Origin of the sequence: Arthrobacter sp. AG367, assembly GCF_007828995.1 — a bacterium.
GTDB lineage: Bacteria > Actinomycetota > Actinomycetes > Actinomycetales > Micrococcaceae > Arthrobacter.
The window spans coordinates 218,688-242,232 of the sequence record NZ_VIVE01000002.1 but is presented as its reverse complement, the minus strand read 5'-3'; the positions used below and the strand labels follow the sequence as shown (position 1 = coordinate 242,232).

Below are 23,545 nucleotides of genomic sequence, written 5' to 3'. Positions count from 1 at the left end.
GCGGTTACTGGAAGGGACGACGGCGGCGCCTCCACGGGTCAGCCGGCGTCAGGATCGGCGAGCCATTCCAGGGCAACGGCCGCCGTCCAGGACTGGTCCATGCTGCCAAGCGGCTCGCCGGTAAACGGTTCGTAGTACTCGGCGAAGTGGCCCTCCATCAGCTGGGCAAGGGAAGCGTCCCGCAGCCGCAGGTACCGTTCCCCGTCGCCGCGCCTGCGCAGGCAGCCCGCCAGGAACCAGTTCATCACCGGCCAGACCGGTCCGCGCCAGTACTGCCGGGGTTTGAGGCCCTCATAAGTGGTGGAGGTTGATGCCGGCAGCGGGAAGGCCAGGCGCGGGTCGCCTGTCCAGTCCGGTCCTTCGAAGATGTCCAGCTGCCGCCGCAACAGGGAGTCATCCGCCGTGGAGATGAGCGGCGCGAACCCGGCCATCGTGGGCAACCCGATCCATTCACCGGCCAGCACATCGCGGTCCCGCGCCAGCCCGGTTTGGTCATCCACGGTGGCGTCCACGCCCTCCCGGAACTCCACCGCCCACTCCCGCAACCGGGCCACATCCCCGCGCAGGCCGATGTGTTCAGCCAACACGGCCAGGTCCTCGTTGGCCGCGGCGAAGATCGCCGACATGAAGACGTCCTTGACCTGGAAGTCCATCACTTCCGGCAGCCGGGCGTCGTCAAACCGGACATCGGCCATCTGCTGCACCAGCCAGAGGTAGCGGCTGTATTCCTCGTCGCTGGGCCGCTGGCTCCGGTCGGTGACCTTTTGCGTGTCCGTCCGGACAAAGGGCTCCATCGGCCCGGGATGGACCCTGGAGTATGGTCCGTCGAACCGCGGCGAGTTATCCATGCCGGACTCCCAGCCATGGTAGATCGTGAGCAGGCCCGAGCCGTCGCCACCGCGGCTGGTGCGCAGCCACGCATGCCAGCGGATCCACTGGGGCAGCGTCCGCCGGGTGAACTCTTCGGCGAGCCGGGCGTCCTCGCCGCCCGCCGCCGTCGCGCGCTCCACGATGCGGCGCAGCAGCGTCGCGTGGACGGGCGGCTGGCAGATGCCGCTGGACTGCACCCCCTCGGGCGATGCTCCGCGCGTTCCCCACCGCTCCACGTCCGGGAAGTAGCCGGGGACGTCGGAGAACACGATGTGCGGAATCATTCCGCTTTTCCACTGCGCCGCGAGAAGGTAGTCCAGCTCCTGCAGCGCCCGGGCCACGCTCACCGTGGACAGGCCGGTGGCCACGAAGGCCGCGTCCCAGCTCCACATGTGCGGATAGAGATTCGGCGCGGCGGTGACCATGGTGCCCAGGTCATTGGCGGCCAGGACATCCCTGGCCCGCTGCCTCATGTCCGCCAGGTCCCGAAGCGGAAAACCAGTCGCGTCCGCTTCGGCGCTCACGCCGTCAGCCCCAACTGGGTTTCCGTGTCGAAAAAGCGGAGGGCGCTTTGCTCGAAACGCAGTCCTACCGTGTCCCCCGCCGAAACCCGCGCTGTTGAGGGAACCTGGACCTTGACGGTCTGCCCACCCAGGTCCACGGTCAGCAAGGTGGCGTGTCCGAGCGGTTCCACCACCTCCACGGCCGCATCCAGGGAACCCTCCGCGCCCCGCTGCTCCAGCGAAATGTTCTCGGCCCGGATGCCCACCATGACCGCCGTGCCGCCGGTACGGGCCGCTGCCCGGGCCAGGAATTCGGGCGCCGCGATGCTCTGGCCGCCCACTTCCAGGCCACCTTGCGGGGTGATCCGGCCGTCCAGGAAATTCATGGGCGGGGATCCGATGAAACCGCCCACAAAGCGGTCGGCCGGCTCCTCGTACACCGTGATCGGGTGGCCGAGCTGGGCGATCTGGCCCTTCTTCATCACCGCCACCCGGTCCGAGAGGCTCATCGCCTCCACCTGGTCGTGGGTGACGTACAGCGTGGTGGAACCCAGCTGCTGGACGATCTTCTTCAACTCGGCGCGGAAGTCGAGGCGAAGAAGGGCATCCAGGTTGGACAGGGGCTCATCCATCAGCAGCACATCGGCGTCCATGACGATGGCCCGGGCCACGGCGACACGCTGCCGCTGGCCGCCGGAGAGGTTGGCGGGGTAGCGGTCCAGGTACGGGCTCAGCTGCAGCAGGTCCGCCGCCCATTCCACCTTCCGCTCCAGCTCTTCCCGGGGGACCTTCTTCATCATCAGCCCGAACGCGATGTTGGTGCGGACGTTCCGGTGCGGGAAGACGGCGTAGGACTGGAAGACCATGGACAGGTTGCGGTCCTGCGGGGGCAGGTAGGTCACGTCCCTCCCGCCGATGGAGATGCTGCCCTGGTCCGGGAAGTCCAGGCCCGCCACCATGCGCAGCAGGGTGGTCTTCCCGCAGCCGGAGGGTCCCAACAGCACCATGAACTCGCCCTCGGCAACCTCGAGGGAGACGTTGTTCGTGGCCAGCTCGGTGCTGCCCGGGTAGGTCTTGTGCAGACCCTTGATGGAGATGTCAGCCATGGGACGGCCTCTCTGGGACGCAATCAGCGGATGGTGGAGCCCCACATGTTGGTGAGGTAGCGGCGCATGAAGAAGATGAAGACCAGTGCCGGGACCACCAGCAGGAAGCCGCCGGCGAAGCGGTAGGCAAGTGGCGATTCGGCGAGGCTGCTGAGGACCTGGGCAGGGAGGGTGCGCTGGTTCAGGGTCAGGATCGACGCGCCCAGGACCTCGTTCCAGGACATGACGAACGTGAAGATCGAGGCCGCCGCGATGCCGGGTATGGCCATGGGCAGCACCACTTTGAGGAAGGCCTGCACCGGGCTGCAGCCGAAGATCCGCGCCGCTTCCTCCACGTCCCGCGGAACACCGAGGAACACCGAGGCCGTAATCAGGATGGTGGTGGGCAGGGCCAGCGCCGAGTGGAGCAGGACGACGGCGAGCGCGCTGTCGTACAGCCCCGTCTGCAGGAAGAGCTGGGCCAGCGGCACGGACAGCACCACGATCGGCAGGGCGCGGGTGAACAGCAGGAAGAGCTGGTACGGCTCCCTGCCCCGGAAGGCAAAGCGCGCCACGGCGTATCCTGCCGGAACGCCGATGAGCAGCGACAGCACAAGCGTGAACACGCCCACCTGGACGGAGTTGATGAGGCCGCCCAGGATGCCGGTGGACTGCAGGAATGTCTGCATGGTCTCGGTGGAGAAGTTGTCCGGGATGAAGCTGAGCGGGAACTTCTGCAGCGATTGCCGGCTGGACATCGCGGCCAGTGCGATCAGGTAGATGGGCAGTGCCATGAAGAGCGTGATCAGGATGCAGGCCACCTGGAGGAGCACCCGGTTGCGGCGCTGCCGGGCCAGGGGCCGGCGGTCCACCTCGGGTTCGGGCCGGTCGGCACCGGCAGTGGTCCTGGCCGTCGTTGCATGGCTCATCGCGCCGCCTCCGTCTGGTCCCTCAGGAGTTTCAGGTAGCCCACGGCCGTGACCATGGAGACGAACATGACCACCAGCGCCAGCGCCGATGCCACGTTGGGATCCTGCAGGCCTGTGTACCAGCGGTAGGTCTCGCCCACCACCAGCGGAAAGTTCTGGCCGGTGAGGGCAAGGGCAACGGCGAATGTCTGGAAGGCCAGGATGGTCCTCAGGATCAACGCTGTTTGCAGGCTGGGACGCAGCAGCGGCAGGGTCACGTGCCACAGCCGGTTCCAGAAGCTGGCCCCGAAGACCCCGGCGGCTTCCTCGTAATCCTTGGGAATGGACTGCAGGCCGGCCACGACAATCACGAACACCAGCGACGTGGCACGCCACACCTCCGCAATGAGCACCGCCGCGAACATGGAGGGGTAGTTGTCATAGGCGAGCCAGGAGACGGGCTGCTGGCCCATGGATGCAAGGAGCGAGTTGAGGTAGCCGCGGTCCGTGAAGACCGTCAGCCACACCAGGCCGGCGGCGAGGTCGCTGACCGCGAGCGGGATGGCCCAGACGTAGAAGTAGGCAGACGCCCCCCGGGGCTTGGCCCGGATCAGCAGGGCCATCGCCAGGGCGAGGACGAACTGGATGGGGATCATCACCACGATGAGCAGGAGGGTGTTGCCCACCGAGGACCAGAAGTACGGGTCCTGGGACATCCGGGTAAAGTTCGCCGTCGTCAAGCCTTCGGGGCCGCCGAATGCCTGCAGGACGCCGCTGACCATCGGCCAGCCAAAGAGCAGCGTCATGAACACGATCGACGGGGCAATCAGGAGCAGGGCCGCGGAGCTTCCCCTCCTCCTGGGGGCACGGACCTTGGGCCCCGCAGGGGGAACGTGCGGCCTGGCTGCCGCCGGCGCGTCCGGTGCGGCCATCACGCGACCTTGCAGGGGGATGTCTTGGGATCCGGCGCCCAGCACGGGACGTTGAGGGTGTCCATGATCTTGGCCAGTTCCGCGCCCTGCTTGTCCAGCGTGGCCTTGACGTCCGAGTTGTTCAGGCAGATCTCCTGGAAGCAGTTCTTGAACAGCTGGGAGACCTGGGGGTCCTTGTCGCCCAGGCCCACGGGCGGCAGGGCGAGCAGGGCGTCGGAAGCCTCCTGCTGCGCCTTGACGGCCTTCGCTTCAAGGGCGATGCCGCCTGGCAGGTCGCCGCCGATGTCCGTCTTCACCACAGGGAAGAATGCGTTGGATTTCAGTGTCTCGATCTGCGCCTCGGGCTTGGACAGGGCCTTGATGAGCTCAAAGGCTTTGTCCTTCTCGGGGGAACCCTTCGGCACTGCCATGCCACCCACGATCAGGAGGTAGCCCCTGCCCTTGGGCCCGGACGGGGCCGGAACCATCTGCCAGTCGTCCGGCTTGTCCTTGACGGCCGTGATGAGGCGCGCCACGTGGTCCCAGGCCACCAGGACCTCGCCGTTGGCCAGCGGCTCCTGCATGAAGTCGTAGTTGGTGGACGCCGGATTCGTGTTGGCCCAAAGCTCGCGCATGTACGTCCAGGCGCTGACGGCGTCCTGGTTGCGGAAGGTGGTGATTTGCCCGCCCGTGAAGCTGGGCAGCAGGAAGCCCTGGTAGAAGCGGTGGTGGAGTCCCTTGGGGCCGGCGGGAAGGCCGAAGACGGGCCGGCCGTTGGCGTCCTTGGCCGCCTTGGCCCACGCAAGGTACTGGTCGTAGGTGAGCTTGTTGACATCAGCTCCCGACGGCAGCCACTGCAGCGCCTTCTTGTTGATGGCCAGCACGTAGGTGGCCTGGATCCAGGGGATGTACCGGGGGACGTCGGTGCCCAGCTTGGCCAGCTCGGTCACGTCCTTGGAGTAGCCCGCCGAGGAGAGGTCGCTCATGAGCGAGCTGAGATCCTCAAGCTGCGAGGCGAAGGGGGCCAGGTCACCGTGCAGTCCGCCTGCGATTCCCACCTCGACTTTCCCCGCTGCCAGCTGGGATTTCAGCGTGGTGTTGAATACGCCCGTGTCAACGGGGTTGTAGGCCACGCTGATGTCCCCCGCGAATTTCTTGAGCGTGGCCTCGTACTTCTGGCGTTCCTCCACCGGGGAGAACTGCGTGGAGAGGAAGCTGACCGAACCCTTGCCTCCGCTCCCGCTGGTATTCACCCCGCAGGCTGCAAGGACCGGACCGGCCGCCAAAACCGTCAGGCCCCCCTTCAGCAATGCTCGCCGGCTGACGTCGTGGTGGGCGGAAACGGACATTAGAGCCTCCTGGGGTGAAGGGCTGCTAGGTATTTTGTCTGATGATCGATCATAATTGTGTGATACAGATCGCGTCAATGATGGACGGGCCACGCCCGCGCCCGCAGTGGAAAGGAAGCCTGCCGCATGACGGAGCAGAGGACGCTGGTGGGCGAGACCGCCCAGCCGTCGCCGGGGCCGGCCACCAGCGCCGGGCATCTTCTCCAGCTCCTGCGCTCCAACACCGCGGGGTACAGCCGGGCGGACCTGCTGGAGATCACCGGAATGGCGCGATCCACCCTCTACGAGCGGCTCGATGCACTTTTCGCGGCGGGCCTTGTCTACGAGTCCACTCCCCTGCGCGCCCAGCGGGGCCGGCCGCCCCGCTCCCTCCGGTTCGATGACCGCGACAAGCTGGTGGTGTGCCTGGAAATCGGCCATACGCACGCCGGAATCCATCTCCTGTCCCTGAGCAGGGAGGTGGTGGCTTCCGTCCGCATCCCTGTGGAGATCGGGAATGCGCAGGAGGTGGTGGTGGACCAGGTGGTGGGTGAGGCGCTGCGGCTGCTGGACGGCCGGCAACCCGTAGGGGCAGGAGTGGGACTGCCCGCCCCCGTTGACCCCCTCCACCGCCTGGGCCTGGAGCGGACCGTCCTTGCCCATTGGGACCTGCAGCTTTTGCAGGAGGCCATGGAATCCAGGCTCGACTGCCCGGTCCTGCTGGAAAACGACACCCGGTCAATGGCGGTGGGGGAGGTCCGCGGCCCGCTCGACTCCCTCGTCGCGGTGAAGGTCAGCACCGGGATCGGCTCCGGCATCATTGTCCGGGGCTCGTTGGTGCGCGGCGCCCACGGGGCCGCCGGTGACATCGGGCATGTGCGCATCCCGGAAGCCGCCGGCTGCCGGTGCCGGTGCGGCAGGGACGGCTGCCTGGCGGCGGTGGCCTCCGGGCGCGCGCTGCTTGCCGCCCCGCAATTTGCGCATTACGGGTCGCTGCGGCGGCTCGTTGACGCGGCCGACGACGATCCGGACGTCCGTGCCGCAGTCGCAGACGCCGGAAGGGTGCTCGGACGCGTCCTCGCCGCCATCGTGGGAACGCTGAACCCCGGCCGGGTGGCGGTGGGCGGGCTGGTGGGGGTCCTCCCTGGTTTCCTGCAGGCCTGCCGGCAGCAAATCCTGGCCGATGCCTTCGAACCCTCGCTGGTGGATCTGGAGATCGTCCCTGCTGACAGCCGGAAGGCCACCGCAGTGGGCCTGTGCCGGCTGGTGGAGGAGAGCCTCTACGCGCCGGAGCGGGTGGAACAGCTGCTGGCGCAACGCGCCGGCTGAGAGCGCCGGTTGATCCGGCCGGCCGCCGCGGGTGGTGAGGTTGGGCACCAACGTGGCCGCCCGCCGTAGTGCGTTGCTACGCTGGGATCCAAGGCTCCACCCCGAGCCTCCGGACGACGGTTCAGTACCCGGCACGCGACAAGACTGGCCAAAGGATCTGGTCATGGCGTGGTTATTCCTTCTTCTTTCCGGCGCGCTGGAGGCCGTCTGGGCAGCCGCCCTGCACAACGCCTCCCGGGCTTCCGGCCGCCGGCGCGTGGCCCCTGCCGCCCTGTTCCTTGTGGCCGTTGCCGCCAGCACCGGCGGACTGGCCGTGGCCATGCAGTCCATTCCCACCGGCACTGCCTACGCGGTTTGGGTGGGGGTGGGCGTGGTCCTGACCTCCGCCTATGCGATGGCCAGCAAGGTTGAACGTCCGACGGCGGCGCGCCTGCTGCTGCTGTCCGGCATCGCCGCGTGCGTGGTTGGCCTGAAGGTGGTGGCGTGATGATGAAGCGCCCGTTTCCCTGGCTGGTGCTCCTGGCCTCCGCTGTCCTGGAAGCCGTGTGGGCCACGGCGCTGGGCTTGTCCGACGGTTTCAGCAGGCCGCTGCCCACGCTCGTCTTCGCCGTCACGGCCGCCCTGAGCATGCTGGGCCTGGGCATGTCCATCCGCAGCATTCCGCTCGGCACCGCCTACGCCATCTGGGTGGGCATTGGCGCCGCATTGACGGTGGGCTGGGCGATGGCCACCGGGGTGGAACCGTTCAGCGTGGTGAAACTGCTGTTCATCGCAGGCATCGTGGGCTGCGCGGCCGGCCTCAAGGCGCTGCCGGCCAGGGACCACGCCGCCGCTGACTATCCCGTGGAGTCGAGCCGCCGCTGATCCCGGCGGTTAGGCTTTTGCCATGGACTCCCCCGAGATCACTGACGCCTTGGACGCCCTGCGGCACCGGGTAGCGCCCGGAACGCGGACCATCCTGGGCATCGCCGGGGCGCCGGGCTCCGGGAAGTCCACCTTTGCCGCCTGGCTGCAGGAGCAGTTCGGCCCGGGAATGTCGGTTGTGGTTCCCATGGACGGTTTTCACCTGGGCAACGCCATCATCGAGGGGACCCCGCTGCGGCAGCGTAAAGGCGCCATTGATACGTTCGACGCCGGCGGGTACCTTTCGCTGCTGCGCCGCCTGGTGCGCCGGGACGAGGCCGTCGTCTACGCACCGGAGTTCCGCCGCGCCCTGGACGAGCCGGTGGCGGCTTCCATTGCCGTGCCGGCGGACGTCCCGCTGGTCATCACGGAGGGCACCTACCTGCTGGCGGACCAGGAACCGTGGAAGGAGGTACGGGCGCAACTGGACCAGGTCTGGTTCCTCGAGACCCCGCCCGCGCTGCGGCTGCAGCGGCTGGTGGACCGGCACGTATCCTTCGGGATGGACCGGGAGGCTGCGGTGGCCTGGGCCGGCGGACCCGATGAAGCAAATGCCCGGCTGATCCAGGCCACCCGCCCGGCCGCGGACCGCATCATCCCCTGGCTTTAGACAACCAATTCCAAGAGCAGGAAACGAACAGGAGCACCCATGGCAAACGCACCCACCGACCGCCGCGGCACCGTCCAGCTTGGCGACGGCCTGGCCGTCAGCCCCCTTGGATTCGGGGGCATGGCCCTTACCCCCGTATACGGCGAGGTTGACCCCGCCGAGGCACTGCGGACACTGCATCACGCCGTTGACGCCGGCGTCAGCTTCATCGACACCGCGGACATCTACGGCGGCGGCAGCAACGAGGAACTGATTTCCCGGCTGCTCAAGGACCGGCGGGGCGAGGTCCAGCTGGCCACCAAGTTCGCGCTGGTGGGCACGCCGACTGACGGCTACACGGACATCCGTGGCGACGCCGGGTACGTGCACCAGGCCGTTGAGCGGAGCCTGCAGCGGCTGGGCACCGACGCCATCGACCTGTACTACATGCACCGCCGGGACGTCAGGGTGCCCATCGAGGAAACCGTGGGCGCCATGGCGGAACTGGTCCAGCAGGGCAAGGTCAAGCACCTGGGCCTGTCAGAAGTGACGGCGCAGGAGCTGCAGGACGCGGCAGCGGTCCACCCGATCGCCGCGGTCCAGAGCGAATGGTCCATCTGGAGCCGGGACGTGGAACGCAATGTTGTTCCCGCCGCAGCCGCCCTGGGAGTGGGATTCGTCCCCTACTCGCCGCTGGGCCGCGGATTCCTCACCGGAACCGTCGATACCGCAAGCCTGGGCGAGAAGGACTTCCGGCGGAACATCCCCCGCTTTGCGCCGGACGCCGCAAGCGCCAACCAGGCGGTGGTGGACGCCGTCCGGGCCGTGGCGGACCAGCTGGCCGCCACGCCGGCGCAGGTGGCCCTGGCCTGGCTGCTCGCCCAGGGCAAGCGGCTCGGCCTGCCGGTCGTCCCCATTCCCGGCACCCGCAAGGCCGCACGCATCGACGAAAACCTTGGCGCGCTGGGCCTGGACCTCACCCCGGCGCACCTGGAGGCCCTCGACGCAGCGTCGGACGCCGTCGTCGGCTCCCGTTCAGCGGACCCCGCCTGGGTGTCCGAAGGCCGGGAATAAAGCCGCTCTCCAAAAACCCGTCCCTCACCCAACCCAAGGAGCCCCATGCCTGCCATCGTCCACTTCGAAGTCCAGATCGACCCCGCCCACCGCGAGAACGCCGCGAAGTACCTGTCCGAAACGCTGGCCGCCACCCGGGCGTGGCCCGGCAACCAGGGCATCGAAGCGCTGGTGGATGACGCCGACCCCTGCCACATCCTGGTGGTGGAAACCTGGGCCACCACGCAGGACCATGACGACTACGCGGCCTGGCGGAGAACACCGGAAGGCAAGAGCGCGCTGCATGAGGTCCTGGCCGCGCCGCCATCCAAGCAGGTCTACTCGACCACCCTGCCGCTGGACCTGTAGCCCGTGGCTGGAACAAAGCCCATGGAATCACTTCGCTACGACCTGCCGGCCCTGACCATCCGCAGCATCTCCGTCAGTGCGATGGACAACAACGTGTACCTGCTGACCGCCAAGGAAAGCGGGGCACAGCTGCTGATTGACGCCGCTGACGATCTCCCTGCCATCCAGCAGCTGCTCGCGGACGGCGCTGCGGACACATCGGCCACGCCGCGCCTGGCGCTGGTCGCAACCACGCACCAGCACTGGGACCATGTCCGGGCGCTCAAGGGGCTGGTGGAGGCCACCGGCGCGCGGACAGCCGCCGGAGCGGACGACGCCGATGCGTTGCCGGTTCCCGTGGACGTGCGGCTTGGCCACGGGGACGTCGGCAATTTCGACGGCTTCGACGTGACCGCCGTGCACCTGCGCGGGCACACGCCCGGCTCGATCGCTTTTCTCTACCAGGATCCGGACGGCCCCGCCCACATCTTCTCCGGCGACTCGCTGTTCCCGGGCGGAGTGGGCAACACGCAGAAGGATCCCGGCCGGTTCACCCAGCTCCTGTCCGATGTCACGGAGCGGCTGTTCAACGCCTACCCGGACAGCGCCGTGGTGCACCCGGGGCACGGCAAGCCCACCACGCTGGGCGCCGAGCGGCCGCATCTGGAAGAGTGGCGCGCCCGCGGCTGGTAGGTACGTCAAATACAAAAAAGGCGGGCTCAACCGTGTGGTTGAGCCCGCCATTTTCATTGGCTAGCGGCCGCGGCGTTCGTTCGACGCCGGGGCGGACGCGCGGCGCGGGCCGCTGCGGGCCGGACGGCCGGAGCCGCCGCCATTGCCTGCACTGTAGGAGCCGCCTGAGGTTCCACCGGTGTTGGAGGACCAGACAGCCTTGCTGCCGCCGGTTGCACCCGCACCTGAGCGCTGGCCGGATGCCCCCGCTGCTGCACGCTGGCCGGTTGCGGGGCGGCCGCTGCGCTGGCCGCCGCCGGCGGGGCGTCCGCCTGAAGCCGGACGGCCGGTGCCGCCGCGCGGTGCGTCGCTGCGGGTGATCCGGGAATCGCCCCGGCCCTCTGCTGCACGGCCGTCCGAACCGCGGCCGGCCGATGAGCGGCCACCTGCTGCGGGGACGTCGTTGCGGTGGGTCGAAGCGGTACCACGGCCACGGGCGTTGCGGCGGGCAGCGGCTGCTGCCACCGCGCGGTCCTCATTTTGCTCGGCATTGCGGTCGAATGCCGCGCGGGCTTCCGTGCGGCCTTCGAAGGCCACGGCCCGGCGCTCGGCGCGGGGAACATCGGTGCGGGCCGGTTCGGCCGAAACCTTGCCGCGTCCGCCCCGGCCGCCGCGCCCACCGGCAGACGGTGCAGCCTGGCGGCGTGCACGCTTGCGCTCAGCATTGGCACCGGTGGAGGTGCCGCCGCCCTGGCGGGGAGCCTTGGCGGCCATCAGAGCGGCGCGGGTGCGGGGGTCGACCTTGTCGGCGATCTCACCCACCAGGTCGGCCACGAGCGGGGAGTTTGCCGTGACGCGCTCAAAGTTCACGTCGACGCCGGCAGCCTTCATGAGCTTCTTGACGTCGGACTGCTGCTCCGGGAGGGTCAGCGTGACCACGGTGCCGTCGGAGCCGGCACGCGCGGTGCGGCCGGAACGGTGCAGGTACGCCTTGTGCTCGGTGGGCGGGTCCACGTGGATGACCAGTTCGACGTCGTCGACGTGGACACCGCGGGCAGCGACGTCGGTGGCCACCAGGACGCGGACGTCGCCGTTGGAGAACTCGGCGAGGTTGCGGTCGCGGGCGTTCTGCGACAGGTTGCCGTGCAGGTCGACGGCGGGGATGCCGGCGTCGGTCAAGGTCTTGGCCAGCTTGCGGGCGTGGTGCTTGGTCCGCATGAACAGGACGCGGCGGCCGGCACCCGAAGCGAGCTCAACGATCAGCTGCTTCTTGACGGTCTGGTCGTTGACCACCAGCACGTGGTGCTCCATGGTGGTCACCGCGGCCTGCGGGTCGTCCACAGAGTGGGTGAGCGGGTTGGACAGGTAGCGCTGGACGATCTTGTCCACGCCGTTGTCCAGGGTGGCGGAGAAGAGCAGGCGCTGGCCCTGGCTGGGGGTCATGTCCATGAGCTTCTTGACCACGGGCAGGAAGCCGAGGTCGGCCATATGGTCGGCCTCGTCCAGGACCGTGATCTCCACTGCCTCCAGGGTCAGGATGCGCTGGCGGATCAGGTCCTCCAGGCGGCCCGGGCAGGCGATGACGATGTCGACGCCGGCACGCAGCGCCTTTTCCTGGCGGGCCTGGGAGATGCCGCCGTAGATCACGGTGGTGTTCAGGCCGGCGGCCTTGGCCAGCGGCTCGATGGTGGCGTTGATCTGGGTTGCCAGTTCACGGGTGGGTGCCAGGACCAGGCCCATGGGGCGGCCGGGTTTGCGGAAGTGCTTGGCTTCCCGCTCAGCGAGTCTTGCTACAAGCGGGATGGCGAAAGCGATGGTCTTGCCGGATCCGGTCCGGCCGCGGCCCAGGACGTCACGACCGGACAGCGTGTCCGGAAGGGTCTTCACCTGGATGGGGAACGGTTCAACAATTCCCTGGGCGGAAAGGGTGTCTGCAAGGGCCTTGGGAGTACCGAGGGCAGCAAAAGTTGTCATGTAGTTTTTACGGTCTTTCAGGCGGTATCCATGCGGATATCGGCCCCCGATGCCGGTTGGACCAGGGGTTCGCCGAAGAAAAGTCAGGTGATCAACCGTGCCGCTGCAAATAAGGACAGCCGGCAGGGACCAAATGGAACGCGTTCATCGACGCAGGATGTGCCTCTCACATGAAGAAAGCCCACTCCCTGGAAAGGTTCTCCAGATCAGGAGCAGGCGGCATCACTGCACATCAAGTTCCTCCAGTCTAGCACCCCGCGGCCCTGTACCCGTCCCCGGCGTTGCCTTCGGGGCTCCGGCGGGGCACTGTTGAGGCATGAGCGAACAGCCGGGCCGGCGCCAGGAGACGCAGCACGAGGAGACCCACCGGCATCACGGGAACGACGGCGGCGGCGCGCCGGAAGGGGGCGGCGGCATCGATCCCGCAGCGGCATGGGACGAGCGGTACCGCACCAAGGCGCGGCTTTGGAGCGGAAAGCCGAACCCGCAGCTGGTCCGGGAAGCCGGCGGACTGCGTCCGGGCAAGGCGCTGGAACTGGGATGCGGCGAAGGCGCCGACGCCATTTGGCTTGCCCAGCAGGGCTGGTCCGTGACCGCCGTCGACGTTTCCGCCGTCGCCCTGGAACGGGCGCATTCCCACGAACTGGCGGAGCTGGCGCGGGAAAGCGTACGCGCGTCCAATGGCGACATCGCCAGCCGGATCACCTGGCAACTGGCGGACCTGACGCAGTGGCAACCCGGCACTTCCTATGACCTGGTGACGTCCCAGTTCCTGCATTCCCAGGAACTGGACTGGCGGATCCCGCTGCGCACGGCTGCCTCCGCCGTCAAGCCCGGCGGAACCCTGCTGGTGGTGGGCCACCACCCGGACCGGCTGCCGCCCTGGGGCAACGACCACCACCAGCACCTGGACATGTTCTACACGGGTGATGACGTGGTCCGCGAACTGAAGCTCAACGGCCCCGGGTGGCAGATCGAGGTCCTCACCAGCAGGGAGCGGCCGGTGACCGGGCCGGAGGGGCAGGAGGCGACCATTGCCGACGTCGTCCTGCGCGCCACCCGCCTGCCCTAGTTCCCCGCGGGCTTCCCGGCGGTGACGCGGGGTGCCACCAGTGCCGCGGCGACGCCGATGGCCGCGGTGAAGGCGAAGACGCCCGCGAAGGACTGGGCCGCCGTCGTAAAGGCTGCGAAGACGAGCCCTGTGGTGGCGAGCGACAATGCCCCGCCGAGGGAATCGGAGATGGACATGGCGGAGCTGTTGAAGCCTTCGTTCTCCTTGGTGGACAGCGCCAGGGTCATCACGCTCAGGCGCGGGTAGAGCAGGCCCATGCCGCCGCCCGCCAGGACCCAGCCGGCGATGGCGACGGCGGCCGGCCAGTGCAGCGCGGTGGTGGCCAGGGCCAGGAGCACGGCCGCCAGGACCATGAGCGACCCCACCCGGACGGCGCGGAGATCCGGGAGCCGGGAGCCCAGCCGGCCCTGGACAGCGGCGGCACCGGCCCAGGCCAGCGCACCCCCGGTGAGGGTCAGGCCCGCCAGGGTGGGCGGGAATTCGTACCGGTCGATCAGCAGGTAGGGCAGATAGACCTCAGCGCCGAAGAACGACGCCGAGGCGAGGCCCCGCGCCAGGATCACGCTCGGCAGCCCGCGGCGGGCTGTGAGGGTACCGGCGGGCACCAGGGGCCGGACAGCCACCAAGGCAAGGACGACGGCGGCGGACGCCAGGAGTGCCGTGGCGGCGGGAAAAGCGGGGATGCTGACGTCGGCGGAAAGGTTCAGGCCCAGCACGGCGAGCGCGGCCAGCGCCGCCCACCCCAGGCGTCCGGGGGCCCAGGGCGGAGCAGTGTTATCCGGCGCTCCTGTCTTTTCGCGCTCTGCAAGCCCCCGCAGTACCGGGGCGATCATTGCCAGCGCCGGAATGACCAGGCCAACCACACCCAGAAACACCCAGTGCCAGCTGAAGACCTGGGCCACGACGCCGGCGGCGAAGGGCCCCACCAGCGAGGGAACCACCCAGGCGGCCGAGAATGCGGCGAAGATCCTGGGGTGCAGCGGCCCGGGAAAGAACCGCGCCACCAGCACGTAAAGCGCCACGGTGAGGGCGCCGCCGCCGAGCCCCTGGACCAGCCGGCCGGCAACCAGCACGGGCATGGAGCTTGAGGTGCCCGCGATCAGCAGGCCGGCCACGAACAGTGCCACGGAGGTGTAGAGCGGCATGGCCGGGCCGCGGCGGTCGGACCAGTTTCCGGCGCCCACCATGCCGATCACGCCGGTTGCCAGGGGTCCCGCAAAGGCCAGGGCGTGGAGGCTTCCGCCGTTCAGTTCCCGGCTGACCAGGGGCATGATGGTGGTCACGGCAAGGGATTCGAAGGCGGCCAGGAACACCAGGGCGCAGGTGCCGATGGTGACCCAGAAGTACGGGGGCCGGAAGATCCCGGTGGCGGGATGGGCGGCCGGGAGGGTGGAGTCGCGCACAGCGTTCCCTAGCCCACGTACCGGTCCCGGCCGGAGCGGTAGCCGAAGACCGCCGCGAGCAGGCCGACCACCATGAACAGGACTCCGGCGGGAATGAAGGACCCGGTGGCCTGGTGCAGCTGGCCCACCATGAGGGTTCCCGTGGAGCCCACCCCGTAGCCAACACCCTGCATCATGCCCGAAAGATGCGCGGCGGTATGCCCGTCGCGCGTGCGGAGCATGATCAGGGTCAGCGCGCAGGCGGTAAGGCTTCCCTGCCCCAGCCCCAGCAGCCCGGCCCACACCCAGACCAGGTCCAGCGGGCCCAGGATGCTCAGCACGAACCCGCTGCCGGTCATCAGCGCCACCACCGTGTTGATGGCGCGCTGGTCCCGGAACCTGGCGGCCAGTGCGGGGGCGAACAGGGAACCCAGCATCTGCAGCACGATGCACACGGCAACGATCAGCCCCGCGGTGGCCCCGTCAACACCTCTCTCGCGGAGGATGGGGGCCAGCCAGGCGAAGCCGCTGAAGGACATCATGGCCTGCAGCACCATGAAGATGGTCACCTGCCAGGCAACGGGTGAGCGCCACACGTTGACCCCGTCCCTGACCGCCTGGTGCCGGACGGTCCCCTGCCGAACGGCCACGGGAAGGAACAACAGAAGGACGACGGCGGCGGGCACCGCCCAGACCCACAGCGCCCTGGTCCACTCCCCCGTCGCGGTGTAGACCGGGTAGGTAAAGCCGGCACCGAGCGCGGCGGAGGCGCAAATCGCGGTGGTGTAGAGGCCGCCCATAAGTCCCAGCCGGTGCGGGAAGTCGCGCTTCACCAGGCCCGGAAGAAGCACGTTGCACAATGCGATGGCCGCGCCGCAGGCTGCCGTGCCCACCAGGAGGGCAGGCAGGTGGCCGGCGCCGCGCAGGGCAGCACCGGTGTCCACTGGCCGCAGCAGCAGCCCTGCAGTCAGCAGGGCCATGGCCCCCAGCAGCACCCGCTCCGCACCGAACCGGCGGGCCAGGACCGGCGCAAGCGGCGCGAACACACCCAGCAGGGTGACGGGAACGGTGGTCAGCACCACCACGGACCAACCCGGCAGCGCTGCCTGCGAGGTCACCTCCGGAAGGACCGCGGAAAGGCTGGAAAAGACGCTGCGCAGGTTCAGTCCGATCAGGACCAGGCACACCCCCAGATAGGCAAGGGCACGGCGGCTGCCCACCCGGGTGGGCTCCGCTGCCGGAAGCTCATCGATTTCTGCGTCCACGAGGGTGCTGGTGTCCACCACGCTGCTGCCTGTCCGGGCCCTTCCCCGGGCGTCGCCGGAGGCATCCCCCCGCCGCTGCTTCTTCGCTTCGGCATTCGTTGCGTCCGTCATGCGCCCATTCTTGCAGGGAAGCGCCGCCGGGAGTTTTCCACATACGAAGCCGGGTACCTTCCCGCACCCCCTGCAGCTTCATAGGTTGTAAGCAGCCGCGGCCCGGCAAATGGCTGGACCAACAAGCCGCACCAACTTGAGGGAGCATCATGGAAACGACGCCATCACAGGACCCCCGCCCTCCCCTGCCCCCGGGCGTGCACGGCAATGGAGGGCCAGGCAACGGAGGAACAGGAAATGCAGGGCCAGGCAACAAGGGAACGAACAGCCTGGTCCTGGCGATTCTTGCCCCAGCGAGCATGTTCCTCACCGGGCCGCTGTCCATGTTCGCCATGTTGATGACCTACCCGGACGAAGGGCCGTCCCCAAGGCCGTGGGTAACCCCCATGGTGCTGTTCAGCCTGCCTCTCCTCTTCGCCGTACTGGCGCTGCGGCTGGCACTGCCTGCCCTGAAGGGGTCCCCGCGGGGATCGGGCAACTGGTCTGCCGCGGCAGTTTCCCTCTGCATCTGCGGCCTGGTCTTCGCCCTGGCCTTGGGCCCGGCACTCGACGCTATTGGCCTGTTCTGACCGCCCTGATCTTCCGCTGCCCCCGCGGCGCTATTCTGGAAGGGATGAGCGAATCCCCTGAAAACCCCCAGCAGCCGCATGTCCCCAGGCCCGTTACGCCCGGGACCCAGGCCTCCTTTGGCACCTACGGCGGCCGGCCTGTCAGCTTCGTGCGCCGCGGCACCAGGCTGCAGGGCCGGCGGCAGACTGCCTGGGCAGAGCACGCCGGGCGCTGGGCCGTCAACGTTCCACGTCACGTGGCCAACACCTCGGTCCACCCCGACTACACCTTCGACGCCGCCGCAGAGTTCGGCCGGGAGGCCCCGCTTATCGTCGAAATCGGCTCCGGCCTTGGCGACGCCATCTGCCATGCGGCCGAACAGAACCCGGACACCAACTTCCTGGCCGTCGAGGTCTACACCCCGGGCTTGGCCAACACGATCATCAAGATCAACAGCCGCGGCCTGGACAACGTCCGGGTGGTGGAGGCAAATGCCCCGGAGGTGCTGGCAACCATGCTGCCCGAAGGCTCGGTCAGCGAACTGTGGGTCTTTTTCCCCGATCCCTGGCATAAGTCGCGGCATCACAAACGCCGGCTCATCCAGCCGGAGTTCGCCAAGCTGGCGGCCCGGGCGCTGAAGCCCGGCGGCCTGTTCCGGATCGCCACCGACTGGTCCAACTATGCCGTCCACGTCCGGGACGTCATGGCAGGCTCAGCGGACTTCGAGAACCTGCACACCGGAGAGCGCCGCGGACCCGAAAGCCCGCTCACCCAGGTGTGGCAGTCCGGCGTCGAATCGGTGGTGGGCGGCGCCCCCGTCCGCGAGGGACGCGCACCGGTGAGCACGGAGCACACCGGTCCCAACGAAGGCGTGGATGAAACGGGCGGCTGGGCTCCCCGCTTCGAGGGCAGGATCCGGACCAGCTTCGAGTCGAAGGCCCACGAGGCAGGCCGCCTGATCTTCGATCTCTGCTACCGCCGCCGCTGAGGGGTGCCGGGCGGCGGTCAGGCCACGCTGATCGAGGCCACGATCTCCTTGAGCATGTCCAGCCGGGGTTCGGCCTCCGGGTTCAGGTAGGGCCAGATGACCACCACGCCAATGAACCGCCCGCTTTCCCACACGCCCACGGTGGCCGCCACCTTGGCCGGCCCGCCGTCGTCGTCATATCCCACAACCACCGCATAGGCGGCCTTGCCGGGCAGGTTCAGCCCGCCCTCCGCCAGGAGGGTGCCGCCGCGTTCCTCAAGGTAGAACCCTGACATCAGGTGCGCCCAGCCGGTGGCCTGCGGTGCATCCTGCACCGAGGTATCGTCCTTGATCACCGTGACCAGGACGCCGCCCAGCAGGCCGTACTGCTCGCTGTTGGGCCCGGCCGTGGAATCATCCAGGACCTGGGTGTGCTCGGGAAAGTCTGCGGTGAAGCCCAGCGGGGATTCGATGTGCACTGACATTGGTTTCAGAGCCTCTCGAGCTTGGTGTCATTGGGGACTTTGTAGTATGTGGACACGTTGGTGGTGGACTGGTTCTCGGTCTTGACCTCCACCTCACCCACCTTGACGTCGAACCCTGCCTCGTTGGTGGCCGTCACCACGGAGTTCACCTGGATGGTGGCGGAGCCGGCCTCGTACAGCCGGGCGGCGTCGCGGGCGGCGCCTGCCTCATTCCCCAGGGCGACGTTGCGAAGGTAGCTGTCAATGACGGGCCGGTTCTCCGGTGAGTAGTCCACATCAATCTTCACCGTCCCCTGCGTTCCGGCGGTCACGGTGGAATCGAACTTGGCGGCCTCGGATTTCACGCCGGAGGTCACCCCCTGGGCCACGGTGCCGTCCATGGATACGGAGACTGACTCGATGTTGTTGCCCTTGTCCATGGTGACCTGCAGCCCGCCCTTGCCGGAGGCCTCGAAGACCCTGCCGTCCAGGTTGAGCTTGCCCTGCGCCGAGACCTCGCCGCTGGCTGTGGAGGTACCGTCTGTGAGGTTCCGCTCGTACGCAAGGTCAAGCTTTGCCCCGCCGGACGCGGTGCCGGCCTCACCCTCGGCAGCCAGCGAAAACGTGCCCTTGGCCTTGTCCGTCTGCCCTGTGGAGCCGTTGTCCTTCGCCGCATCATTGATGGTGTCCAGGATGTATCCGGGCGGGTTGCCCGCCACGTCCTTGATCTCGCCGATGCTGTCCGGCGGGAGGTCGCGGTACATCTGTTGGCGCGCCGCCATCGCTTCCTCAACGCTGGCGAACGTGTACTCGCGGGAGACCTCCCCGGTCAGTGTTGCCCCCGCCGTTCCGGTGGTGTCGTTGACGCCCAGGCCCATGTTTCCGTAAACCTTCATCGTGGCGGAACCATCGGCGTTCTCCACCACTTCGGTCCCCACCTCGGCGCCGCCATGGACCCAGGCCACCCGGGCCTCGATGGAGGCCTTCCCGGTCTCCGAGTAAACCGGAATGTCCGCCTTTGCCAGCTCCTGCAGGTGCTGCTTGGCCAGCTGTTGGGCGGCGGCGGGAATGCCGCCATCCATGCGCATCAGGTCCTCGGCGAAAGGGCCGTCGCTGCCTTCGCCCTCAATCAGGTATTTCCGGTCCGCGTCGGAGAGGCCGGCCCACCACTTCGCCTGCTCTTCCGGGCTGGCGTTAAGCATCCGGTCCAGCCCGGACTCGAGCTCCCGGCGGTGTTCTGCCGCCGCCCTGGCTGCCTCGGCCTTGTCCCTGAGCCATTCCCTGGCCTGCGCGGCCAGCGACGTCAGCCGGTCCCAAGCGCTGGTGCCGGACCCGCCGGCGGCCGAAGCCTTTTCCTGCTCGTCGGCATGCTTCATCAGGATTTTCGAGTTCTCCCGCAGGCTGGCCACCACCTTGTCCAGGCTGGGCCGGTGGCTGGCACTCCACTCCTGGCGGAAGCGGTCCCCGTCCCGGCCTTTCCACGGCGCGGACTGGATCTGGCTGTGCAGTGACCCTGCCCGGCTGCTCAGCAGCGACGCTGCCTGGTCTGCCGCCTTGGCCAGCGCCCGCAACTGGCTGGTGTCTGCGCCGTAAAAAGTCATGGTTCCCCCGGGAAAGTGCGGTACGTGTCAATCGCTGGTCCTTATGGTTGCACAGGCTGCCGGGGCCCGGCGATGGGGATCCCTCCCCATCGCCCGCGGCTGCCTGTGCAACCGGGCATCGGGTGGCCGGTCTCCTGTGGAGCCGTGCCGGGCGGGCTGCTCGAGGCCGGCTGTTCCGGGCCCGGCTGTTCGGGGCCGGCTGTTCCGGGCCCGGCTGTTCCGGGCCCGGCTGTTCCGGGCCCGGCTGTTCGGGGCCGGCTGTTCGGGGCCGGCTGTTCCGGGCCCGGCCGGCATGGCACGATTACCCGTGTAAGAAGGGCACGCACAGCGGCGCACAACGCGCCTGTCCAAAGGAACGACGATCAAAGAAGAACTGAAACAGGCCGTCGACACGGCAGAGGACGTCACCAATTCGCGCGTCCTCGAGATCCTGGCACGGTCCGGATTCGCAGCCAGCGGCATCCTGCACCTGCTGGTGGGTGCCATCGCCATCCGCCTGGCCATGGGCGGCACGGGCCACGCCGATTTCAGCGGCGCCGTTGCCGAACTTGCCACCATGCCCGTGGGGCCGTTCCTGCTGTGGGGAAGCTTCGCCGCCTGCGCCGCACTGTCCCTCTGGCAGACCGGCGACGCCATCTTCGACTTCAACCACCAGCCCACCAGGAAGAAGATCAAGAACAAGGCCAAGGCCGCCCTGCAGGCGATCGTGTACGCCGTCCTGGCCCTGACCCTGTGGCACTTCGCCATGGGCACGGGGACGGGCGATGACAACCGGAAGGCCGCCAGCGACTTCACCATTTCCATGATGCAGGCCCCTGGCGGGGTGGCGCTGCTCGTCCTGATCGGCGTGGCGGTGGCAGTCACGGGCGTGGCGTACGGCATCCGGGGACCAAAGAAATCGTTTGAGAAGCAGTTGCGGATGCCTTCCCCCGGCCCGGCCAGGACAGCGGTGACAGCCCTGGGGGTGGCGGGCTACCTGGCCAAGGGAACCGTGCTGCTGCTGGCCGGACTGCTTATCGCCATCGCCACGCTCAAGGAGCACCCTGAGGATTCCACCGGCCTGGACGGCGGGCTGCGGGCCCTCCGCGACCAGCCGCTGGGCCCCTACCTGCTGGCCGCGGTGGGAGCCGGACTGGTCTGCTACGGCGCATACATGATCATGCGCGCGCGGCTGGCCAAAATGACCAAGTAAGCCGTCAATCAGCATGGTTAGGTAGAGGCATGCCCCAGGTACGTGCCGAACGCTTGATCCGCATCGATCCGGAGACTGCCTTCGCCATCTCCCAAACCACCGGGGACTTCCGGCTCAAGTGGGACCCTTTCATCTCCGCCCAGGGCTTCCTTGACGGCGCCCGGGCGCCAGGAAAAGGCGTCCGCACCCGCACCAGGTCCCGGCTTGGCCTGGCGATGGTGAGCCAGTATGTCTCCTATGCACCGCCCCGCAACGTGGGCATGACCATGGTCTCCGGCCCCTGGTTCTTCACCAACTTCGGCGGCGGCTGGCGTTTCACGGCGGACGACGGCGGCACCCGGGCGGTCTGGAAATACACCTTTTCGTGCCGCCCGGCTGCGCTCCGGCCCCTCATGGAACGGATCGGCAGCCGGCTGCTGGGCTACGAGATCGAACGGCGGATCGAGGCCTTCGCCCGCGCCTGCGAGGACGAGTCACTGGTCGCGGAGTTCAGGGGACTCACACCCTAGGGAACGGTAATGACCGCCACCGCGTGCTGGGCGCCGTCGCGCAGTTCCACGCTTGAGATGCTGCCCAGCTGGATGGGGGTTGCCCCGGTGACCTTGACCTTCCCGCTCGGGGTGGCCGTCCAGGCGCAGGCACGGTCCTCCCCGCCGGCGCGGTCGCGCACCCACAGTGAAAGGGTCCCTTCCGCCGGGAGGCTGCTGCCGCTCACCGCAAGCTCGGTTCCCCACGTCTTCCGGGCCATGTCGATGTTGACCTGCAGCCCTCCCCCGGATGCCACCGAGTAGGTGGCGTCCGGATGCGGCGGCCTGGCGAGCATGGGACCCACCGCAAGTCCCACGGCCAGGCACGCGGCGGCAAGGGCACCTGCCAGCGCCGCCCACCGCCGTCGTAATGTCCGACGCCGGCGGCCCAGTTCGTCGAGCAGGCGGGCGGGGGTGGCGCCGGCACCCCCGCTGCCGCCGGGGACGGCGGTCAGCGCCACGGCGTCGGGGACCGGAAGGGAGTCAAGGAGCATGGGCACCTTCTCCAGCACCGCCAGTTCCCTGCGGCAGGCGCCGCAGTCCTGGAGGTGTGCCTCGAAGAGTGCGAGGTCGTCGGGATCCAGGCCGCCCAGGACGTAAGCACCCAGCAGGTGGTGGAGGTCGGTGTTCACCGCTCCACCCCCATCTCGTCCAGGATGGTGCGCAGTGCCCGAAGCGCGTAGAAGGCGCGGGATTTGACCGTTCCGCTGGGGATGTTGAGCTGGACGGCCGCCTCGTTGACCGTGAACCTGCGGTAGTGCAGGGCCACCAGGACGTCCCGGTGTTCCTTGCTCAGCCGCAGCAGCGCTTCCTCCATCAGGACCCGGTTGAGCATCTCGTCAACGCGGCCCATCACTGCGGCGGGGTCGGTAAGGCTGCTCTCCAGCGCCTCGTTCGGCCGGCGCTGGCTCCGGCGGTAGTTGTCGATCATGATGTTCCTGGCCGTGCGGTACAGATAACTGCGGAAGCTGCCGTTGATGTCCGGCGCATGCTGCCAGACGCGCAGCACGGTTTCCTGCACCACGTCCTCCGCGAGCTGCGGATCCCGGATGGCGCTGAGCACGAACCGGCGCAGGGCGTTGCCGTGTTCACGGTAGATGGCTTCCACCACCTTGTCGTCAAGCGGCATCCCGCTTCCCCCATCCCTGCCCGTTCACATCACTGCACAGCGTGGAACGCCACGGCATCCAGCGCTCCCGGCTGTTACCACGTTGGGCAGCAGGAAAAGGTTCAACCGGGTGGCTCCGGAGCGCGCCTGTGAACCATTCTTTACCTGGAAGCGTCGTAGGGGTTAGCGTCCGGCAATTCAGCTCCGGGCGCCTGCACCAGCATCAGCAGGAAACACCAGCCAAGGAGCACATCATGAAGCACCATGTCGGGCCAGGCCTTGCCATCCTGGCCCTGGCAGCAGCCCTCACCGGCTGCGGCAGCAGCACCGGGACCACTCCGTCGGCCACCAGCCCGGCCACGGGTGCCTCCAGCACCGCGTCCGCCACGGCTTCTTCGTCCGGCACCGCCTCAGCCTCCGCGTCATCGACCCAGGCGGGCGCCGCCGTCGACCTCAAAACGGCATCCTCATCCGCAGGCAGCATTGTGGTGGATGCGAAGGGAATGAGCCTCTACTTCTTCACCAAGGACACCAAGGACTCCGGCACCAGCGCCTGCACCGGCTCCTGCCTGGTCCAGTGGCCGCCGCTGACCACCACCTCGGGCTCCCCCGCGGGCGAAGGCGTGACCGGCAAGCTGGGCACCATCAGCACTCCTGACGGGAAGAAGCAGGTGACACTGAACGGCATGCCACTCTACTACTTCGCAAAGGACACCAAGCCGGGCGACATCCTGGGCCAGGGTGTGGGCGGCGTCTGGTACCTGTCGGACCCGTCGGGCGCGATGATCAAGGCAGCCGGCCAGGGTTACTAGGCCTGCAGGCCCACCGGTCCGG

At 68.3% G+C, this 23,545-nt stretch carries 25 protein-coding genes and 1 riboswitch; of the genes, 13 read left to right on the top strand and 12 right to left on the bottom strand.

Translation table 11 applies throughout. The features are described from left to right. Positions 1 to 38 precede the first annotated feature (38 nt). From FB478_RS08170 to FB478_RS08150, 5 genes are read right to left on the bottom strand one after another with little or no spacing between them, the layout of a single operon-like run. Positions 39 to 1,394, bottom strand: a complete 1,356-nt coding sequence (locus FB478_RS08170; RefSeq protein ID WP_144600156.1) for an MGH1-like glycoside hydrolase domain-containing protein — start codon at positions 1,392 to 1,394, stop codon at positions 39 to 41. Continuing rightward, on the bottom strand, positions 1,391 to 2,479 hold the full coding sequence (locus FB478_RS08165) for an ABC transporter ATP-binding protein (RefSeq protein ID WP_144600155.1): 1,089 nt from the start codon (positions 2,477 to 2,479) through the stop codon (positions 1,391 to 1,393). The genes FB478_RS08170 and FB478_RS08165 overlap by 4 nt, the downstream gene beginning before the upstream one ends. Positions 2,480 to 2,502: 23 nt before the next feature. Further along, positions 2,503 to 3,387, bottom strand: a complete 885-nt coding sequence (locus FB478_RS08160) for a carbohydrate ABC transporter permease (protein WP_144600154.1) — start codon at positions 3,385 to 3,387, stop codon at positions 2,503 to 2,505. Beyond that, a complete protein-coding gene (locus FB478_RS08155) occupies positions 3,384 to 4,298 on the bottom strand; it encodes a carbohydrate ABC transporter permease (protein WP_144600153.1) in 915 nt (304 codons plus the stop codon). Before FB478_RS08155 ends, FB478_RS08160 begins: the two co-directional genes overlap by 4 nt. Beyond that, entirely contained in the window at positions 4,298 to 5,626 is a 1,329-nt protein-coding gene (locus FB478_RS08150) for an ABC transporter substrate-binding protein (protein WP_144600152.1), read from the bottom strand. Before FB478_RS08150 ends, FB478_RS08155 begins: the two co-directional genes overlap by 1 nt. Before the next feature lie 126 nt (positions 5,627 to 5,752). Here FB478_RS08150 and FB478_RS08145 point away from each other — a divergent pair, with 126 nt between their 5' ends. From FB478_RS08145 to FB478_RS08115, 7 genes are all read left to right on the top strand, one after another. Continuing rightward, positions 5,753 to 6,934: an ROK family transcriptional regulator gene (locus FB478_RS08145; RefSeq protein ID WP_056391782.1), complete on the top strand. Its 1,182-nt coding sequence runs from the start codon at positions 5,753 to 5,755 to the stop codon at positions 6,932 to 6,934. Positions 6,935 to 7,022: 88 nt separating this feature from the next. Beyond that, positions 7,023 to 7,087, top strand: a riboswitch (guanidine-III (ykkC-III) riboswitch). 10 nt (positions 7,088 to 7,097) lie between these two features. Then, entirely contained in the window at positions 7,098 to 7,421 is a 324-nt protein-coding gene (locus FB478_RS08140) for a multidrug efflux SMR transporter (protein WP_144600151.1), read from the top strand. Next, a complete protein-coding gene (locus FB478_RS08135) occupies positions 7,421 to 7,798 on the top strand; it encodes a multidrug efflux SMR transporter (RefSeq protein ID WP_056391787.1) in 378 nt (125 codons plus the stop codon). The genes FB478_RS08140 and FB478_RS08135 overlap by 1 nt, the downstream gene beginning before the upstream one ends. Positions 7,799 to 7,820: 22 nt before the next feature. Further along, the gene (locus FB478_RS08130; protein WP_144600150.1) at positions 7,821 to 8,447 is read left to right on the top strand and encodes a nucleoside/nucleotide kinase family protein; all 627 of its coding nucleotides are present in this window, start codon (positions 7,821 to 7,823) and stop codon (positions 8,445 to 8,447) included. Between the two features lie 39 nt (positions 8,448 to 8,486). Beyond that, positions 8,487 to 9,500 carry an aldo/keto reductase gene (locus tag FB478_RS08125; RefSeq protein WP_144600149.1) on the top strand — a complete coding sequence of 338 codons (1,014 nt, stop codon included), beginning with the start codon at positions 8,487 to 8,489 and terminating at the stop codon, positions 9,498 to 9,500. Positions 9,501 to 9,545: 45 nt separating this feature from the next. Continuing rightward, positions 9,546 to 9,848, top strand: coding sequence for a putative quinol monooxygenase (locus tag FB478_RS08120; protein WP_018770081.1), 303 nt, complete (start codon positions 9,546 to 9,548; stop codon positions 9,846 to 9,848). Between the two features lie 21 nt (positions 9,849 to 9,869). Next, positions 9,870 to 10,520 carry an MBL fold metallo-hydrolase gene (locus tag FB478_RS08115; protein WP_144600148.1) on the top strand — a complete coding sequence of 217 codons (651 nt, stop codon included), beginning with the start codon at positions 9,870 to 9,872 and terminating at the stop codon, positions 10,518 to 10,520. Between the two features lie 60 nt (positions 10,521 to 10,580). On the opposite strand, the gene FB478_RS08110 is transcribed toward FB478_RS08115, so the two are convergent. Further along, a complete protein-coding gene (locus tag FB478_RS08110; protein ID WP_018770079.1) occupies positions 10,581 to 12,473 on the bottom strand; it encodes a DEAD/DEAH box helicase in 1,893 nt (630 codons plus the stop codon). A gap of 316 nt (positions 12,474 to 12,789) precedes the next feature. Here FB478_RS08110 and FB478_RS08105 point away from each other — a divergent pair, with 316 nt between their 5' ends. Continuing rightward, the gene (locus FB478_RS08105) at positions 12,790 to 13,545 is read left to right on the top strand and encodes a cyclopropane-fatty-acyl-phospholipid synthase family protein (RefSeq protein WP_134165063.1); all 756 of its coding nucleotides are present in this window, start codon (positions 12,790 to 12,792) and stop codon (positions 13,543 to 13,545) included. Here FB478_RS08105 and FB478_RS08100 read toward each other — a convergent pair. Together FB478_RS08100 and FB478_RS08095 are read right to left on the bottom strand one after the other, a co-directional pair. After that, positions 13,542 to 14,948, bottom strand: a complete 1,407-nt coding sequence (locus FB478_RS08100; protein ID WP_186447765.1) for an MFS transporter — start codon at positions 14,946 to 14,948, stop codon at positions 13,542 to 13,544. The two genes, FB478_RS08105 and FB478_RS08100, sit on opposite strands and share 4 nt — an antisense overlap. A gap of 8 nt (positions 14,949 to 14,956) precedes the next feature. Further along, positions 14,957 to 16,303, bottom strand: coding sequence for an MFS transporter (locus FB478_RS08095; RefSeq protein ID WP_186447764.1), 1,347 nt, complete (start codon positions 16,301 to 16,303; stop codon positions 14,957 to 14,959). 149 nt (positions 16,304 to 16,452) lie between these two features. Between FB478_RS08095 and FB478_RS08090 the strand changes: the two genes are divergently transcribed. Together FB478_RS08090 and trmB are read left to right on the top strand one after the other, a co-directional pair. Beyond that, positions 16,453 to 16,872, top strand: a complete 420-nt coding sequence (locus FB478_RS08090; protein WP_144600147.1) for a hypothetical protein — start codon at positions 16,453 to 16,455, stop codon at positions 16,870 to 16,872. A 44-nt stretch (positions 16,873 to 16,916) separates the two neighbouring features. Next, positions 16,917 to 17,840: a tRNA (guanosine(46)-N7)-methyltransferase TrmB gene (gene trmB, locus FB478_RS08085; RefSeq protein ID WP_144600146.1), complete on the top strand. Its 924-nt coding sequence runs from the start codon at positions 16,917 to 16,919 to the stop codon at positions 17,838 to 17,840. Between the two features lie 17 nt (positions 17,841 to 17,857). Here trmB and FB478_RS08080 read toward each other — a convergent pair whose 3' ends face one another. Together FB478_RS08080 and FB478_RS08075 are read right to left on the bottom strand one after the other, a co-directional pair. Then, complete coding sequence (locus tag FB478_RS08080; RefSeq protein ID WP_018770073.1) at positions 17,858 to 18,304, bottom strand: hypothetical protein; 447 nt, start codon at positions 18,302 to 18,304, stop codon at positions 17,858 to 17,860. Between the two features lie 5 nt (positions 18,305 to 18,309). Next, entirely contained in the window at positions 18,310 to 19,884 is a 1,575-nt protein-coding gene (locus FB478_RS08075; protein ID WP_144600145.1) for a hypothetical protein, read from the bottom strand. Positions 19,885 to 20,257: 373 nt separating this feature from the next. Between FB478_RS08075 and FB478_RS08070 the strand changes: the two genes are divergently transcribed. Both FB478_RS08070 and FB478_RS08065 read left to right on the top strand, forming a co-directional pair. Then, the gene (locus tag FB478_RS08070) at positions 20,258 to 21,076 is read left to right on the top strand and encodes a DUF1206 domain-containing protein (RefSeq protein WP_043425048.1); all 819 of its coding nucleotides are present in this window, start codon (positions 20,258 to 20,260) and stop codon (positions 21,074 to 21,076) included. Positions 21,077 to 21,105: 29 nt separating this feature from the next. Next, positions 21,106 to 21,585 (top strand): SRPBCC family protein, encoded by a 480-nt coding sequence (locus FB478_RS08065; protein WP_144600144.1) that lies wholly within the window; start codon positions 21,106 to 21,108, stop codon positions 21,583 to 21,585. Here the strand turns inward: FB478_RS08065 and FB478_RS08060 are convergent. Together FB478_RS08060 and FB478_RS08055 are read right to left on the bottom strand one after the other, a co-directional pair. Continuing rightward, entirely contained in the window at positions 21,582 to 22,235 is a 654-nt protein-coding gene (locus tag FB478_RS08060) for an anti-sigma factor (protein WP_144600143.1), read from the bottom strand. The genes FB478_RS08065 and FB478_RS08060 overlap by 4 nt on opposite strands. Continuing rightward, complete coding sequence (locus FB478_RS08055) at positions 22,232 to 22,732, bottom strand: sigma-70 family RNA polymerase sigma factor (protein WP_144600142.1); 501 nt, start codon at positions 22,730 to 22,732, stop codon at positions 22,232 to 22,234. Before FB478_RS08055 ends, FB478_RS08060 begins: the two co-directional genes overlap by 4 nt. Positions 22,733 to 22,965: 233 nt before the next feature. Between FB478_RS08055 and FB478_RS08050 the strand changes: the two genes are divergently transcribed. Beyond that, on the top strand, positions 22,966 to 23,523 hold the full coding sequence (locus FB478_RS08050) for a hypothetical protein (RefSeq protein ID WP_018770067.1): 558 nt from the start codon (positions 22,966 to 22,968) through the stop codon (positions 23,521 to 23,523). The last annotated feature ends 22 nt before the right edge of the window (positions 23,524 to 23,545 follow it).

Coding starts and splice junctions, on each gene's coding strand:
- FB478_RS08125 (WP_144600149.1), top strand. CDS start 8,487: ATGGCAAACGCACCCACCGACCGCCGCGGCACCGTCCAGCTTGGCGAC.
- trmB (WP_144600146.1), top strand. CDS start 16,917: ATGAGCGAATCCCCTGAAAACCCCCAGCAGCCGCATGTCCCCAGGCCC.
- FB478_RS08090 (WP_144600147.1), top strand. CDS start 16,453: ATGGAAACGACGCCATCACAGGACCCCCGCCCTCCCCTGCCCCCGGGC.
- FB478_RS08150 (WP_144600152.1), bottom strand. CDS start 5,626: ATGTCCGTTTCCGCCCACCACGACGTCAGCCGGCGAGCATTGCTGAAG.
- FB478_RS08130 (WP_144600150.1), top strand. CDS start 7,821: ATGGACTCCCCCGAGATCACTGACGCCTTGGACGCCCTGCGGCACCGG.
- FB478_RS08065 (WP_144600144.1), top strand. CDS start 21,106: ATGCCCCAGGTACGTGCCGAACGCTTGATCCGCATCGATCCGGAGACT.
- FB478_RS08105 (WP_134165063.1), top strand. CDS start 12,790: ATGAGCGAACAGCCGGGCCGGCGCCAGGAGACGCAGCACGAGGAGACC.
- FB478_RS08160 (WP_144600154.1), bottom strand. CDS start 3,387: ATGAGCCATGCAACGACGGCCAGGACCACTGCCGGTGCCGACCGGCCC.
- FB478_RS08095 (WP_186447764.1), bottom strand. CDS start 16,303: ATGACGGACGCAACGAATGCCGAAGCGAAGAAGCAGCGGCGGGGGGAT.
- FB478_RS08055 (WP_144600142.1), bottom strand. CDS start 22,732: ATGCCGCTTGACGACAAGGTGGTGGAAGCCATCTACCGTGAACACGGC.
- FB478_RS08050 (WP_018770067.1), top strand. CDS start 22,966: ATGAAGCACCATGTCGGGCCAGGCCTTGCCATCCTGGCCCTGGCAGCA.
- FB478_RS08140 (WP_144600151.1), top strand. CDS start 7,098: ATGGCGTGGTTATTCCTTCTTCTTTCCGGCGCGCTGGAGGCCGTCTGG.
- FB478_RS08120 (WP_018770081.1), top strand. CDS start 9,546: ATGCCTGCCATCGTCCACTTCGAAGTCCAGATCGACCCCGCCCACCGC.
- FB478_RS08110 (WP_018770079.1), bottom strand. CDS start 12,473: ATGACAACTTTTGCTGCCCTCGGTACTCCCAAGGCCCTTGCAGACACC.
- FB478_RS08075 (WP_144600145.1), bottom strand. CDS start 19,884: ATGACTTTTTACGGCGCAGACACCAGCCAGTTGCGGGCGCTGGCCAAG.
- FB478_RS08135 (WP_056391787.1), top strand. CDS start 7,421: ATGATGAAGCGCCCGTTTCCCTGGCTGGTGCTCCTGGCCTCCGCTGTC.
- FB478_RS08115 (WP_144600148.1), top strand. CDS start 9,870: ATGGAATCACTTCGCTACGACCTGCCGGCCCTGACCATCCGCAGCATC.
- FB478_RS08165 (WP_144600155.1), bottom strand. CDS start 2,479: ATGGCTGACATCTCCATCAAGGGTCTGCACAAGACCTACCCGGGCAGC.
- FB478_RS08080 (WP_018770073.1), bottom strand. CDS start 18,304: ATGTCAGTGCACATCGAATCCCCGCTGGGCTTCACCGCAGACTTTCCC.
- FB478_RS08155 (WP_144600153.1), bottom strand. CDS start 4,298: ATGGCCGCACCGGACGCGCCGGCGGCAGCCAGGCCGCACGTTCCCCCT.
- FB478_RS08145 (WP_056391782.1), top strand. CDS start 5,753: ATGACGGAGCAGAGGACGCTGGTGGGCGAGACCGCCCAGCCGTCGCCG.